The sequence below is a fragment of the Acinetobacter haemolyticus genome (genome assembly GCF_900406815.1).
GTDB lineage: Bacteria > Pseudomonadota > Gammaproteobacteria > Pseudomonadales > Moraxellaceae > Acinetobacter > Acinetobacter haemolyticus_A.
This window is the reverse complement of record NZ_OVCN01000006.1, coordinates 116,734-129,482: the sequence shown is the minus strand read 5'-3', so window position 1 is coordinate 129,482 and position 12,749 is coordinate 116,734. Positions and strand designations below refer to the sequence as shown.

General features: G+C 37.4%; 17 protein-coding genes and 1 tRNA gene. 7 read left to right on the top strand and 11 right to left on the bottom strand.

Going from position 1 to position 12,749, the window contains the following annotated elements:
* Positions 1-349 precede the first annotated feature (349 nt).
* Entirely contained in the window at positions 350-1,516 is a 1,167-nt protein-coding gene (gene metK, locus DK207_RS05910) for a methionine adenosyltransferase (protein WP_109440363.1), read from the top strand.
* Between the two features lie 72 nt (positions 1,517-1,588).
* Here metK and DK207_RS05905 read toward each other — a convergent pair whose 3' ends face one another.
* Positions 1,589-1,843 (bottom strand): hypothetical protein, encoded by a 255-nt coding sequence (locus DK207_RS05905; RefSeq protein ID WP_109440362.1) that lies wholly within the window; start codon positions 1,841-1,843, stop codon positions 1,589-1,591.
* Positions 1,844-2,085: 242 nt separating this feature from the next.
* Here DK207_RS05905 and DK207_RS15825 point away from each other — a divergent pair, with 242 nt between their 5' ends.
* Positions 2,086-2,262 (top strand): hypothetical protein, encoded by a 177-nt coding sequence (locus tag DK207_RS15825; RefSeq protein WP_171293637.1) that lies wholly within the window; start codon positions 2,086-2,088, stop codon positions 2,260-2,262.
* Positions 2,263-2,310: 48 nt separating this feature from the next.
* On the opposite strand, the gene DK207_RS05900 is transcribed toward DK207_RS15825, so the two are convergent.
* The 7 genes from DK207_RS05900 to DK207_RS05875 all read right to left on the bottom strand — a co-directional run bounded on the left by DK207_RS05900 (position 2,311) and on the right by DK207_RS05875 (position 5,608).
* On the bottom strand, positions 2,311-2,874 hold the full coding sequence (locus DK207_RS05900) for an FxsA family protein (protein ID WP_109440361.1): 564 nt from the start codon (positions 2,872-2,874) through the stop codon (positions 2,311-2,313).
* A 201-nt stretch (positions 2,875-3,075) separates the two neighbouring features.
* On the bottom strand, positions 3,076-3,510 hold the full coding sequence (locus DK207_RS05895; protein ID WP_109440360.1) for a DUF333 domain-containing protein: 435 nt from the start codon (positions 3,508-3,510) through the stop codon (positions 3,076-3,078).
* A 113-nt stretch (positions 3,511-3,623) separates the two neighbouring features.
* On the bottom strand, positions 3,624-3,785 hold the full coding sequence (locus DK207_RS15820) for a hypothetical protein (RefSeq protein ID WP_171293636.1): 162 nt from the start codon (positions 3,783-3,785) through the stop codon (positions 3,624-3,626).
* Positions 3,786-4,285: 500 nt separating this feature from the next.
* On the bottom strand, positions 4,286-4,498 hold the full coding sequence (locus DK207_RS05890) for a cold-shock protein (RefSeq protein ID WP_004638805.1): 213 nt from the start codon (positions 4,496-4,498) through the stop codon (positions 4,286-4,288).
* Between the two features lie 303 nt (positions 4,499-4,801).
* Complete coding sequence (locus tag DK207_RS05885) at positions 4,802-5,011, bottom strand: cold-shock protein (RefSeq protein ID WP_004638802.1); 210 nt, start codon at positions 5,009-5,011, stop codon at positions 4,802-4,804.
* 110 nt (positions 5,012-5,121) lie between these two features.
* The gene (locus DK207_RS05880; protein ID WP_109440359.1) at positions 5,122-5,340 is read right to left on the bottom strand and encodes a transposase; all 219 of its coding nucleotides are present in this window, start codon (positions 5,338-5,340) and stop codon (positions 5,122-5,124) included.
* Between the two features lie 191 nt (positions 5,341-5,531).
* Positions 5,532-5,608: transfer RNA gene (locus DK207_RS05875), tRNA-Met, on the bottom strand.
* A 300-nt stretch (positions 5,609-5,908) separates the two neighbouring features.
* On the opposite strand from DK207_RS05875, the gene ruvC reads away from it, so the two are divergent.
* A complete protein-coding gene (gene ruvC, locus DK207_RS05870) occupies positions 5,909-6,454 on the top strand; it encodes a crossover junction endodeoxyribonuclease RuvC (protein WP_004638800.1) in 546 nt (181 codons plus the stop codon).
* Here ruvC and DK207_RS05865 read toward each other — a convergent pair.
* Positions 6,451-7,959 carry an NAD(P)H-hydrate dehydratase gene (locus tag DK207_RS05865; protein WP_109440358.1) on the bottom strand — a complete coding sequence of 503 codons (1,509 nt, stop codon included), beginning with the start codon at positions 7,957-7,959 and terminating at the stop codon, positions 6,451-6,453. The two genes, ruvC and DK207_RS05865, sit on opposite strands and share 4 nt — an antisense overlap.
* A gap of 23 nt (positions 7,960-7,982) precedes the next feature.
* Between DK207_RS05865 and queG the strand changes: the two genes are divergently transcribed.
* A complete protein-coding gene (gene queG / locus DK207_RS05860; protein ID WP_109440357.1) occupies positions 7,983-9,107 on the top strand; it encodes a tRNA epoxyqueuosine(34) reductase QueG in 1,125 nt (374 codons plus the stop codon).
* Between the two features lie 79 nt (positions 9,108-9,186).
* The gene (gene bioB / locus DK207_RS05855) at positions 9,187-10,176 is read left to right on the top strand and encodes a biotin synthase BioB (protein WP_109440356.1); all 990 of its coding nucleotides are present in this window, start codon (positions 9,187-9,189) and stop codon (positions 10,174-10,176) included.
* Between the two features lie 63 nt (positions 10,177-10,239).
* On the opposite strand, the gene DK207_RS05850 is transcribed toward bioB, so the two are convergent.
* Both DK207_RS05850 and DK207_RS05845 read right to left on the bottom strand, forming a co-directional pair.
* Positions 10,240-10,452: a hypothetical protein gene (locus DK207_RS05850; protein WP_109440355.1), complete on the bottom strand. Its 213-nt coding sequence runs from the start codon at positions 10,450-10,452 to the stop codon at positions 10,240-10,242.
* Between the two features lie 120 nt (positions 10,453-10,572).
* Positions 10,573-10,920 carry a hypothetical protein gene (locus DK207_RS05845; protein ID WP_109440354.1) on the bottom strand — a complete coding sequence of 116 codons (348 nt, stop codon included), beginning with the start codon at positions 10,918-10,920 and terminating at the stop codon, positions 10,573-10,575.
* Between the two features lie 477 nt (positions 10,921-11,397).
* Between DK207_RS05845 and DK207_RS05840 the strand changes: the two genes are divergently transcribed.
* Positions 11,398-11,931, top strand: a complete 534-nt coding sequence (locus tag DK207_RS05840) for a fimbrial protein (RefSeq protein WP_109440353.1) — start codon at positions 11,398-11,400, stop codon at positions 11,929-11,931.
* Positions 11,932-12,017: 86 nt separating this feature from the next.
* A complete protein-coding gene (locus DK207_RS05835) occupies positions 12,018-12,749 on the top strand; it encodes a molecular chaperone (RefSeq protein WP_109440352.1) in 732 nt (243 codons plus the stop codon).

Below are 12,749 nucleotides of genomic sequence, written 5' to 3'. Positions count from 1 at the left end.
AAGATGAGAAATCATCTTTCAAAAGCTGCGACTATTGTCTTAAAAAAACAAGATGGGGTAAAGTGCAATACACGATATTTCTTATATTTTGATCATTCAAATACAATTCTTTATGTAAATGCTCACTGGATAAACATTAAATAAAAAGTTTCATCATGTGGTTAACCCCAACAATTCAGAAAAACTTTATTAATTAGTTCGTTAATATTAGTTTTACTGATACACATATCAATAAAAAGATAATGAAAATGAAATAAATTCATGCTTTTTGGTCAGCTTACGCTAGTCCTATGCGCCAAGTCGATGTAACATACTCTGTCTTTTTGAAAATACCAATGATAGGACGTTCATGCGCGAGTATGCTGTTTTTACTTCAGAATCTGTAAGCGAAGGTCATCCAGACAAAATGGCTGACCAAATTAGCGATGCAATTTTAGATGCAATCCTAAGAGAAGACCCGTATGCGCGTGTCGCTTGTGAAACATTAGTAAAAACAGGTGCGGTTGTTCTTGCTGGTGAAATCACAACGACAGCAAATGTGGACTTTGAAGCAATTGTACGTCAAACCGTAAACGGAATTGGCTATCACCACTCCGACCTAGGTTTCGATGGTTCAACTTGTGCCGTGATCAACATGATCGGCAAACAGTCTCCTGAGATTGCCCAAGGTGTTGATCGCCAAAAACCAGAAGATCAAGGCGCAGGTGACCAAGGCTTAATGTTCGGTTATGCGAGTCGTGAAACTGACGTACTGATGCCTGCACCAATTTCTTACGCACATCGTTTAATGGAACGTCAGGCTGAATTACGTCGTTCAGGTGCCTTGGCTTGGTTACGTCCAGATGCGAAAAGCCAAGTGACATTTGCTTATGAAAATGGCAAGCCTGTACGTTTAGATGCGGTGGTACTATCAACGCAACATGATCCTGAAATCTCTCAAACTCAACTTAAAGAAGCAGTGATTGAAGAGATTGTTAAACCGATCATCCCTGCTGAGATGTTCCATGCTGGAACAAAATTCCACATCAACCCAACAGGCATGTTCGTTATTGGCGGTCCTGTAGGTGACTGTGGTTTAACTGGTCGTAAAATTATTGTAGATACTTATGGCGGTATGGCGCGTCATGGCGGTGGTGCTTTCTCTGGTAAAGATCCATCAAAAGTTGACCGTTCTGCTGCTTATGCAGGTCGCTATGTTGCGAAAAATATTGTTGCGGCAGGTTTGGCTGACAAATGCGAGATCCAAGTAAGTTATGCGATCGGTGTGGCAGAACCTACTTCAATTTCAATCAATACGTTTAATACGGGCAAAGTATCAGATGAGCTGATTGTTCAACTTGTTCGTGAACACTTTGACTTACGTCCTTACGGTATTACTCGTATGCTAAATCTGATTCAGCCTATGTACAAACAAACTGCTGCTTATGGGCATTTTGGTCGTGAAGGTTCAGATACTGCATTTACTTGGGAAAAAACAGATAAAGTTAACATCCTAAAAGATGCGGCAGGATTATAAGTCTTAGACTTATAAAATCTATTAAAAGCTCACAGCCCTGTCTGTGAGCTTTTTTATTTCTATTGAATATATCTAATTTTTGGGATGAGTATTTTCATGCTTAAAGATTTCAAACAATGAATTCTTTTGTATTACTTGATCTTCATGGGTTTGCTGAACATAAACATGTACAATTTTTACAATCACCACAACCACTAAACAAGCCGCAATACAGAGCATCCACAAACCATAGGGACTGCGAATATGTTGTGAACCGCAATACGGACACTCTTTGTCTGTCGATGCAACCACCTTATCACAGCATGCACAATGATATTGAGATAACATTATTTATCCTCCCACTTCTTATTTTTTATTTTCATTTGGTAGCAGTTTTACGACCATAACTTCATCCTATGAGAAAAAAAATAAGAATTCAATCAAGATTACTGAGATATAAAGTCAAAGTAACAAAACTTTATGACAATATGATGTGATATCAGACTGGCTAAAGTGTTATATCTAATGTGATGACAAACCAATTATTTGCTAAAATATTCTTTTAAAACTTGATCACAGGATCAGATATCATGACCCAACTGATTAATAAAGGCGGATTCAGAGAACGTGCCAACCGCAGTCGTAATTACAAACAGTCAGAAAATAAATTGACTACTCTTGCCGCTAGCCAATATCAACCTCAAAAAACAACTTCAAATTCGGAAGATGAACAAAAACAATCATCTATATCAAAAGATGAGCAATAAAAAAAGCACACTATTTTAAAGTGTGCTTTTTCGTTCTTTGTTTATGGCTTAGTTTACGTCTTTAAACTCAATTTTCTTTTGTTCAGGTTTTACTTCTCTTGCTTCACCATCAATAATTGTTGAATCTTGATACTGACCACCACCTTGCTGTTGTTTCTGCATTTCTTGCATTTGGCGCATCATATCAGCAAAAGGATTCTGTCCTGCGGCACCACCACCCATTCCATTCATCATTTGATTCATCATGGCTTGCTGACGTTTTGCCATGGTTTTCATTAATGCATTACGCAGACCTGTTTGAACTGCTGGAACTAGTACGAGCATTGCTAACACATCTGTGATCAACCCAGGAATCATTAACAAGAAACCAGACATTGCCAACGCTATTTTTTTCGTTACTGCTGGATCACTGCCTAGCTGCCCTGTCATTTGCATTTGTTGTAATTGCGGCATAATACTAGACGTGCTTGAACGCATAATATTTAGACCGATAAAGAAGGCGATAATAAACCAAAAGAATACGTACCACATACTCCCCACAAGGTCGCCCACGCCGATCCATACTAAAACTTCAGCAATTGTGCCAAATACCACGATAAGAAGTAGATTCATGTCAAAGCTTCGTCTATCTCAGAAGGTTGAAAAAAATATGCAGCACAGAGTTTATAAAAGTAAAGCCAGCACAGCAAATAAAAAAATAACTAAATAAAGAGATGGGTGCTTTTTAAAATTTATCAAGTCTTCAATTATTCACAGATATAAAAAAGCTCTCAATCAAATGTTTTTAATTGAGAGCAATGAATAGCTTATGGCTTAACCACAAGTTGCTTTGGTAATCTTTTTAGACGTTGGATCAACAGTTACCGTAATCCGATTTTCCCGATAGTCCATAGTTACTGCTTGATTTGGTCCAATGCTACGTACAATTTCAGATTTGGTTTTTTCTTTAATCTGCGCTTCGCTTAAGCCTGTTTGACCAATCAATTTTTGTGCTTCATCTTCTAAACATTTTGGTTGGCTCGCACGGAAAAGCTCCCATTCTTCTACAACTTGACCATTTGGTAGTTTACAATAACCCACCTGCCCATTTGCTTCATTGCGAACTTCTAGCTGACCACCCTGTTCAACACAATATTTACTTGCAGGGTTCGCCATTCCAATTTTTGGTGGTGTCATTTCATTGCTTGGTGTGGATGAGCATGCAGCAAGTGAAGACATGATTAAACCTAAAAATAAGATCTTTTTCATAAGTTTGTATTCTTAAATTTTAAAAAATTAAGATATCAAAAAAGATAAATTATTATGTCTATGATTTGAAACAGAAAGTATCTTTTCTGATCTAAATTCAAGATTTTGATTAATTACTGAATAATTATGTATTCGAGACGAATGGCTTCATCAACCAAATAATGGTTCTTGACTATATAAAAATAAGGTAGGTTACTTATCCATTCATCCATTGCCATGATTGCCTTTGTATATCCTTTCTCAGCTGAAAAATCTTTTACTTGTACAATGTCCATCGACTTATTCCTTTTGCAATAAGTCTAACATCTTAAATAAAAAGCCTCACTAATAAAAATGAATATAGGTGATCAATTGTCTATTCAACATAGAAAGGCGGAATAAATAAAAAAAAGCACCTATAAGGTGCTTTATCGCTTAAAGTCTTGTTGTAATCAAAATCGCTAGACTAAACAGCAATGTCCCTATCGATCTCTTACAACAATGTACATGTATATCTTGCTCAAATCCTTGAGCATAGGGTTTTAAGTTTTCCATCACTTTAGCACTCTTTGAATGTACTACATTCATTAATTTGCCTAAAAAAATAATGAAATGGAATTAGCAAAAAGTCGTATATCCTGTTAGTGCATTTTATTAAAAATTTAATTCATTTCCGACAGTAATTGTCACATTATTTAGATCAACTTCAGCTTAATATCTAACTTTTATGATTTAAACATTTCAAAATACAAAGAAGCCCACAAAATGCGGGCTTCTTTAAAGCTATTGCTGAGTTTTAAGGTACAACAGTAATACCTGTTGCTTGTGGTCCTTTTTTACCATCAGTAATCGTAAATGTTACTCTTTGACCTTCATGCAAAACTTTAAAGCCAGTACTTTGAATTTCACTGAAATGTGCAAAAACATCTTGTCCAGAATCTGCATGAATAAAGCCAAAACCTTTAGTTTCGTTGAACCACTTCACTGTACCAGTCACAGTATTAGACATATCTTTAACCTATTTTTAAAAATGGAGGGTGCTTAGCAGCAAGCAACTTGGAATCATAAACTCTGAGAAGAAATCTGATAAAACGAAAGGTTTGACTAAACTACGAAATGAAAAGATTTTTTGAATCAGCAGTCTTATTCTTCTAGTTAATATTCACTATACACGACTTTTCTTTTTTTGCGCAATAACTATCTCGTCTAAGAGAGTGAGCTATTCTGAGGTTTAACCCCGAAAAATCGTAAAAAAATAAAACAAAAAAGCCTACATCGAGATGCAGGCTTTTTTCGCTAAAAGTATTTTCTATTAGATAACAGAGATACTAGTCGCTTGTGGTCCTTTCTTACCTTGGCCAAGAACGAACGAAACACGTTGTCCTTCATGTAAAACTTTAAAACCATTGCTTTGGATTTCGCTGAAGTGAGCAAAAACGTCTTGCCCTGAATCAGCTTGAATAAAACCAAAACCTTTAGTTTCGTTGAACCACTTCACAGTGCCAGTAACTGTATCAGACATACTTTTTAAACCTTTTAAACTTTGTTCATTTATGAATTAAATCTAGATTAGATATTTAGATTTAACTCAATCTATCTTTATTAAATAGATACTTCAAGTACAAAAAACATCTAAATCAATCGATATAACTGATTAACCGAAGCATAAAAGCTCTTACCATCCAAGTTAAAGTCAACTTCTTGACCAGACTGCAACAGTACTTTCTTACCTACTTCTACCCATTTTGAACCATTCAACGTATTTTGCTGACGCTTCAAAGGGATGATTTTCACACAAATTTCATTGCCATTACTGGCTTTGGCTATACGCCACTCATTAATAATTTTCAATTCACTATACTCATTACTGAGCTCAGGTGATCGATTTAATTTACTACAATGCTAGACAGATGAGACGGGAATACTACATTTCTAGAATCTAATAATTTTAGCTATATTTAGGGTTATTTAAGCTAAGGTAGCATATGTTTGATTTATGGAACAAACAACTACTTTCAATACATCACAGAGCAAAATTAATTTGGATGCGGGGGTTGGATTTGAACCAACGACCTTCGGGTTATGAGCCCGACGAGCTACCAGACTGCTCCACCCCGCATCAGCGAGTTAGCTTTATACGCCCATATCTAATTTAATGCAAACATTTTCTATAAAATTCGCAAAATATTAAAAATATTGCTCATAAATAGTACGAATCAGGAATTTTTTTACATTGTCTAGCATTTTCAAAGATTATTTTTATCAACGCCTTAATTAAGATCAGCATCAAAACCTAAAACTTTTACCTTATATCATTGATCAATTATTCTCTTTTTAATTCAAAACACTACAAAAAATAGTGCCGTCATAGAATGGCTTATGCAACAATAGCTGCACATTTATATTTTTATAGCGCTTCATGTCACTGATTATTGGTATTGATCCGGGTTCCCGCTTAACAGGTTATGGCATTATCGAAAAAGACGGTAATAAATTACGTTTTGTTGATGCAGGCACTATTCGTACAGAAACTCAAGAAATGCCTGAACGTTTAAAACGTATTTTTGCAGGCGTGGAGCGCATTGTTAAATTTCACGGACCAACTGAAGCAGCTGTAGAACAAGTATTTATGGCACAAAATCCTGACTCTGCTTTAAAGCTTGGTCAAGCTCGTGGCGCAGCGATCGCTGCATTGGTGAATCTAGACTTACAAGTAGCGGAATATACAGCTCGTCAAATTAAACAGTCTGTCGTAGGTTATGGCGCTGCGGATAAAGAACAAGTACAAATGATGGTGATGCGCTTATTAAATTTAACCATTAAGCCTCAAGCAGATGCTGCCGATGCCCTTGCTGCTGCAATTTGCCATGCTCACGCTTCAGGAAGTATGACAAAGCTAGCAGTTTTAAATGCACTAGGCGGTATGGCACGCGGACGCAGCCGTTCAAGTACTAGACGGCGTTAAGTAGATTGATTCACCACTTGATAAATCGTTTTGCCCATTTCATGTGCTTGCAAGCCTCTCTTCCCGTATTCAGCAAGTAAATCACCTGCCTGTGCATGTAAGCTGACAATTTCATGTAATGCGACTTGCTCATGAAATTGTGCTTTTAAGCTGGCAATCATACCTGCCAACACATCGCCCATTCCACCTGTACCCATACCTGCATTGCCTTGAGTACAAATAACTAATTCTTTCTCTAAAATGAGACTACCCGCGCCTTTAAGTACCCATTGACCAGCGTATTTTTGTCGTAGCTGATGAATTGCAGCGATACGGTCTTGCTCGATATCTGTAGCACTACAACCTAATAGAGTCGCAGCCTCACCTGAATGTGGGGTTGCATAGATATGATTGTTTAATTGTTGTGGATGTTTGGCCAAGAACCAAAGTCCATCAGCATCGAGTACGACTTCTAAATGTGAATTCTGATTCAGACATTCAAACCACTTCAAATATACTGTTTTGGCCCATTCATCCCGTCCTAAACCCATACCAAAACAGACTGCATCGATGTGTTTTAATAATTGCTCAATTTCATTTTGCTCTAAGGCATTTATATCTCTGACCATGATATTTGGAGAACGTGCCAAAATCGCTTGATGGTGCCTAGCATGACAAACTACGCTTACCTTTCCTGCGCCCGCATGGAATGCTGCTTCAGCAGACATGATCACTGCTCCGCCCATATCTGCATGCCCCCCAATGACGAGAACATGTCCATAGCTACCTTTGTGACCAAATGCTTGACGTTTCGGCAGTAAAATTTTTTTTGGTGACAAATAGGCAATCGGCTCTAATTCAGTATCGACTGGAATCAAGCTGACTAAATGTAATTGCCCAACATACTCTTTGCCTTGACTCGTAAATAACCCAGCCTTATATCCTAATATGGTAAAGGTTTGATCTGCTTGAATTGCACAAGGCAAAGCTTGTCCAGTATTGGCATGTAATCCACTGGGGATATCAATCGATATTTTTAAACCTGTTTGCAGATTGTAGAGTTGAATGATGTTCTGCCATTTTTGATCCAGCATTCGGTTTAACCCAATCCCGAATAATGCATCTACGTGGCATTCAAATATTGGCAAATCTTGTTTTATTTCATATTCAGATAGTAAATAGTCAATTGCTTGAATATCAACTTGTTGGCTTTGCGCATAATGAAAAGCCTGTTGTAAATCAAAAGAATGCCCCAGTTCAGTAGCAAAAATGGTGACTTTAAAGTCCTGTTGTTTCAGAAATGCCGCAATATAATAGCCATCACCCGCGTTATTACCCTGCCCACACCAAACTGCAATAGATTGAATCTTATTTTGATGAAACTGGGCAGCTAACTGTTCTGAGATTGCCCACGCTGCTTGCTGCATTAACCCTAAAGATGAATTTTGCTGCGCAAACCACCGTTGCTCCCACGCTTGTATACTTTGACTATCATAAACTGGGCTATGGTAAACTAAACGTTGCATGGTTTTCCTCTTATTATCGGTTTATGGCCTCAACTCATTTCTCTCAAAATTCTTCTCAAAAGATTGAGATTCAACAGCTTGATCCTTACGAGCTTAAAAGCTGGATAAAGGCGCAAGCTTTGGACTTGGGCTTTTCTGATTGTGTCATTGCCAAACCAGATGCTCAAGATCAAATGCCCCGTTTTAAAGAATATTTAGAACGTGGCTATCATGCAGATATGCACTATTTAGAAGAAAACCTAGAAAAACGTGCGGATCCCAAGCTACTGGTTCCAGGCACAAAAAGCATTATTTGTGTACGAATGAACTATCTTGTAGCATCGCCTAAACCCCGTTATGTACCGTTTGAGCCAAATTCAGCGATTATTGCACGCTATGCCCGAGGGCGGGATTATCATAAAGTCATGCGTGGACGACTCAAAACTTTAGCGAATCGAATTAAAGAAAAAGTCGGCGATTTTGAGTCACGCCCTTTTGCAGATTCAGCACCAATTTTTGAAAAATCTTTAGCCGAAAGTGCAGGTATGGGATGGACTGGGAAACATACTTTACTCATCCATAAAAAATCAGGTTCTTTTTTTGTTTTGGGTGAACTTTTTACCTCACTCGAGCTACCCTTTGATCAGCCTGCAACGGCGCATTGTGGTTCTTGTACAGCTTGTATTGATATCTGTCCAACTCAAGCGATCGTTGAACCATATATGTTAGATGCCAGGAAATGCATTGCCTATTTAACAATTGAATATAAAGGCATTATTCCAGAACAATACCGCGCAGGCATTGGAAATCGAATTTTTGGTTGTGATGATTGTCAGTTAATTTGTCCGTGGAACGGCTTCGCGAAGACAGCAACAATTCCAGATTTTGATCCTAGACATGGCTTAGACAATATTAGCTTACTGGATATTTGGCAGTGGGATGAAGCAACTTTTCTAGCAAATACTGAAGGCAGTCCAATACGACGCACAGGCTATCAATCCTTTAAACGTAATATTGCAATCGGACTCGGAAATGCGCCATACTCAAATGAAATCATAGCCAAATTGCAAGAAGCTAAACCTTGGCATGATGAGATTGTAAATGTACATATTGATTGGGCAATTCAACAACAATTGCAACAATCTACTGTTCATCAAATAGAAAAATGATGTTTTTTGCCCTATGGCTTTGGCATGATTTCTGTATGATTAATCTCAATCTTTGTAATCAATCATCATGGATATAACAATGACCCTACGTAATGACTGGACTCGTGATGAAATCCAAGCTTTATATGATCAACCTTTTTTAGACTTAGTTTTTGAAGCACAACGTGTTCATCGCCAACATTTTCAAGCCAACACGATTCAGGTCAGCACACTTCTTTCAATTAAAACGGGTAAATGTCCTGAAGACTGCAAATATTGCTCACAATCAGCACGTTATGACTCAAAACTAGAAGCAGAAAAACGTATAGCTGTCGACAAAGTGATTCGTGAAGCGCAAGCAGCCAAAGACTCTGGTTCATCTCGTTTCTGTATGGGCGCAGCTTGGCGTAACCCTCACGAGCGTGATATGCCCTATGTCCTAGAAATGGTACGCGAAGTAAAAGCATTAGGTTTAGAAACCTGTATGACTCTCGGCATGTTAAATCAATCTCAAGCTGAACGTTTAAAAGATGCGGGCTTGGATTATTACAACCACAATCTTGATACATCACGTGAATACTACTCACATATTATCAGTACACGTACTTTTGATGACCGTTTAAATACTTTAGACCATGTCCGTCAAGCAGGCATGAAAGTATGTAGTGGCGGTATTGTTGGCTTAGGTGAAAGTCGCAATGACCGTATCGGTTTATTACATGAACTCGCTACTATGCCTGTGCATCCTGAATCTGTACCGATTAATATGCTTGTGCCAATCGAAGGAACACCACTTGCTGATGTCGAGAAGCTTGATGTAACAGAATGGATTCGTACCATTGCAGTTGCTCGTATCATTATGCCACATAGTTATATTCGCTTATCTGCTGGACGTGAATCTCTTAGTGATTCGGATCAGGCATTGGCATTTATGGCTGGCGCAAACTCGTTGTTCTCTGGTGAGAAACTTCTTACTACGCCAAATGCAGGTGAAGGTAAAGATCAAGTGTTATTTGCCAAATTAGGTTTAACTGCTGAAAAACCAAAACCAACCATCGCTGAACTTTCTATCGATGCGATGAGTGCATAAATACAAACAGCCTTGTTACAAAGCAAGGCTGTTCTTTTTGATAGACTAAAAGAATTAGAAAAATTAAATTGAAGTTACTAAGATGCCATATTTTGCATTTAGAAACATACCTTCTCGAATAATATCTACACCAGCAGCATGTGTAACGGATAGTTCCTGTGAGTGTACATCAAAATGAAAAGAGTCAAACACATCCTGATGTCGCATTAACCACATTAAGGTATCGGTTAAACTCTTATCTACAGTATAGGTTTCAGAGTCAAAATTCTTATCCATTGCACTATTCTGATCATGTGATGAAATAACATCATAACCAATAGCCTAGATAAATTCAGCTAAAGCTAAAACACTTGTCTAAAATATATAAAACATTCAGCTTCAGTGCTTAAGTCTACCTTACGCTGCAAGTGGTCGTGCAATTTGAATTCCTGCGATTAGACTTTGCAATGCTTTAGGGTTAAATTCCAAAGTTAAAATATGACTATCTAAATGAACTTGATAGGCATCAATCAATGCTTGCTTCCCTTGATCTGTTTCAAGTACATATTCATCAGCGATATTTAGAATACCTTCAAGATTAGTAGTACTCGAAGCACGATCATGTCCAAACAAATCATAAATCGTTTGCAAATTAAAACTGGTTTGCTGTTCTGTCGGATGAGATTTCAAATAATCTTGTAGGAACAAAACAAACTTGTGTGCGAAGAAATAGTAGTCTGGTTTATGGGTATAAAGCATGTTCATCAATATCTCCTGACGGTGTTTTTTTCATCGATTCATGCTTAAAAACTAGTCCTGCAAACTTAAAAATTTCTTAAAAATAGTTGAAGGTTTTTGTTAACCATTTTTTTTAAACTTTTCGACTCTAGTTTAATTCTTCTACTTAATAGCTCGATTGTCATAAAAAATTCATATAAAAATCCCTTAATTCTGAACAAAAATTAAACAATCAATCAAAATTTATTAAATAAAAATTCATCGTTTTTATGAAAATTCTGATTTATATTTTTTATTCTTTTGTAATTTTTTACCAAATGTTAAAAATAAACAATAAGTTATTTTTAATTCATCTCCACAAAAAATCCACAAGTGCAATTTTGTGACGTAGTTTGCATTTTATTTAATAAATGGTATATTTCGCACATTACTTGTTCAGCGCAAAAATTTAACTGAAAAGGTAATATAATTCAAACTTTTAGCTGATGTATTTGAGAATTTATTATGAAAAAACTTGCTTTGATCGCTGCTCTTTCAGTTGTTGGTATTGCAAATGTACAAGCTGCTGACGGAACAATTACAATCAATGGTTTAGTAACTGACAAAACTTGCAATATCGTTACTCCAGCAGGTAAAGACTTCACTGTTACTCTCCCAACAGTTTCTAGACAAACTCTAGCAAATTCTGGTGATGTAGCTGGTCGTACACCATTCCAAATCAACTTGGAAGACTGTTCAGCTGGTAAAGTTGCAACTTATTTCGAACCAGGTGCAACTGTTGACTTCAATACTGGCCGTTTAATCAACCAAGCTGCTGCTGGTGCTCAAAACGTTGATGTTCAATTACTCGGTGACAACAACCAAGTAATCCCTGTATTAGCTGCTGGTACGAATGGTGCTCAAGCTAACTCTCAGTGGGTTGACGTAGTAGAAGGCGGTAGCGCTGATCTTAACTACTATGCTGAATACTATGCAACTGGCGCTTCAACTGCTGGTGAAGTAACAACTTCAGTACAATACACAATTATTTATCAATAATTTATTGATAACCGAGTTTCTATGTTTACGAGCATAGAAACTCCTCTTTATTTAATAACTTTTGCCTTTTTCTGAGATTGTTTCACATGTCATTTAATGGTAGTAAATTCTTGTCTGGTTTTGCACTCTGCTCAATGTTAGCGACCGCTACTCATGCAGAGATTGTCATTCACGGCACGCGTGTTATTTATCCTTCTGATGCACGTGAAGTCACTTTACAACTCAGTAATAACGGCTCAAAACCTGCATTAGTCCAAGCTTGGATTGATGAAGGAGATCCAAAAAGTACGCCTGATCAATCAAAAGTCCCTTTTATGATCACCCCTCCGATTTCACGTGTTGAAGCAACCAAAAGCCAAACTCTCCGGATTACCGCTTTACCAAATGCATCACAGCTAAATCAACAGCAGGAATCTGTACTTTGGTTAAACGTATTGGATATTCCACCTCGACCGACAGGTAAAGGCGCAGAGTCAGCACCAGATAATTTTTTACAACTTGCGATTCGTTCAAGAATTAAATTCTTCTACCGCCCAGCGAGTCTTAAAGAAGATGCTAACTTGGCAGCTGATAAGCTGCAATGGCAAAAAGCGGGTCAAAATGTGGTCATCAAAAACCCAACGCCTTTTCACATTACGATGACTTCAATCTATCAAGTCAATGGTGATAAAAAAGTTGATTTGCTACCTAAAGGTTTAATGTTAAAGCCATTTTCTGAAGACCGAGTCCAATTAAAAATCTCTAATACTGAGAAAATGAGCTTTATCAATGTGAATGATTACGGCGGACGTGTCGAGAAACCGATTAAGTTTCAATAA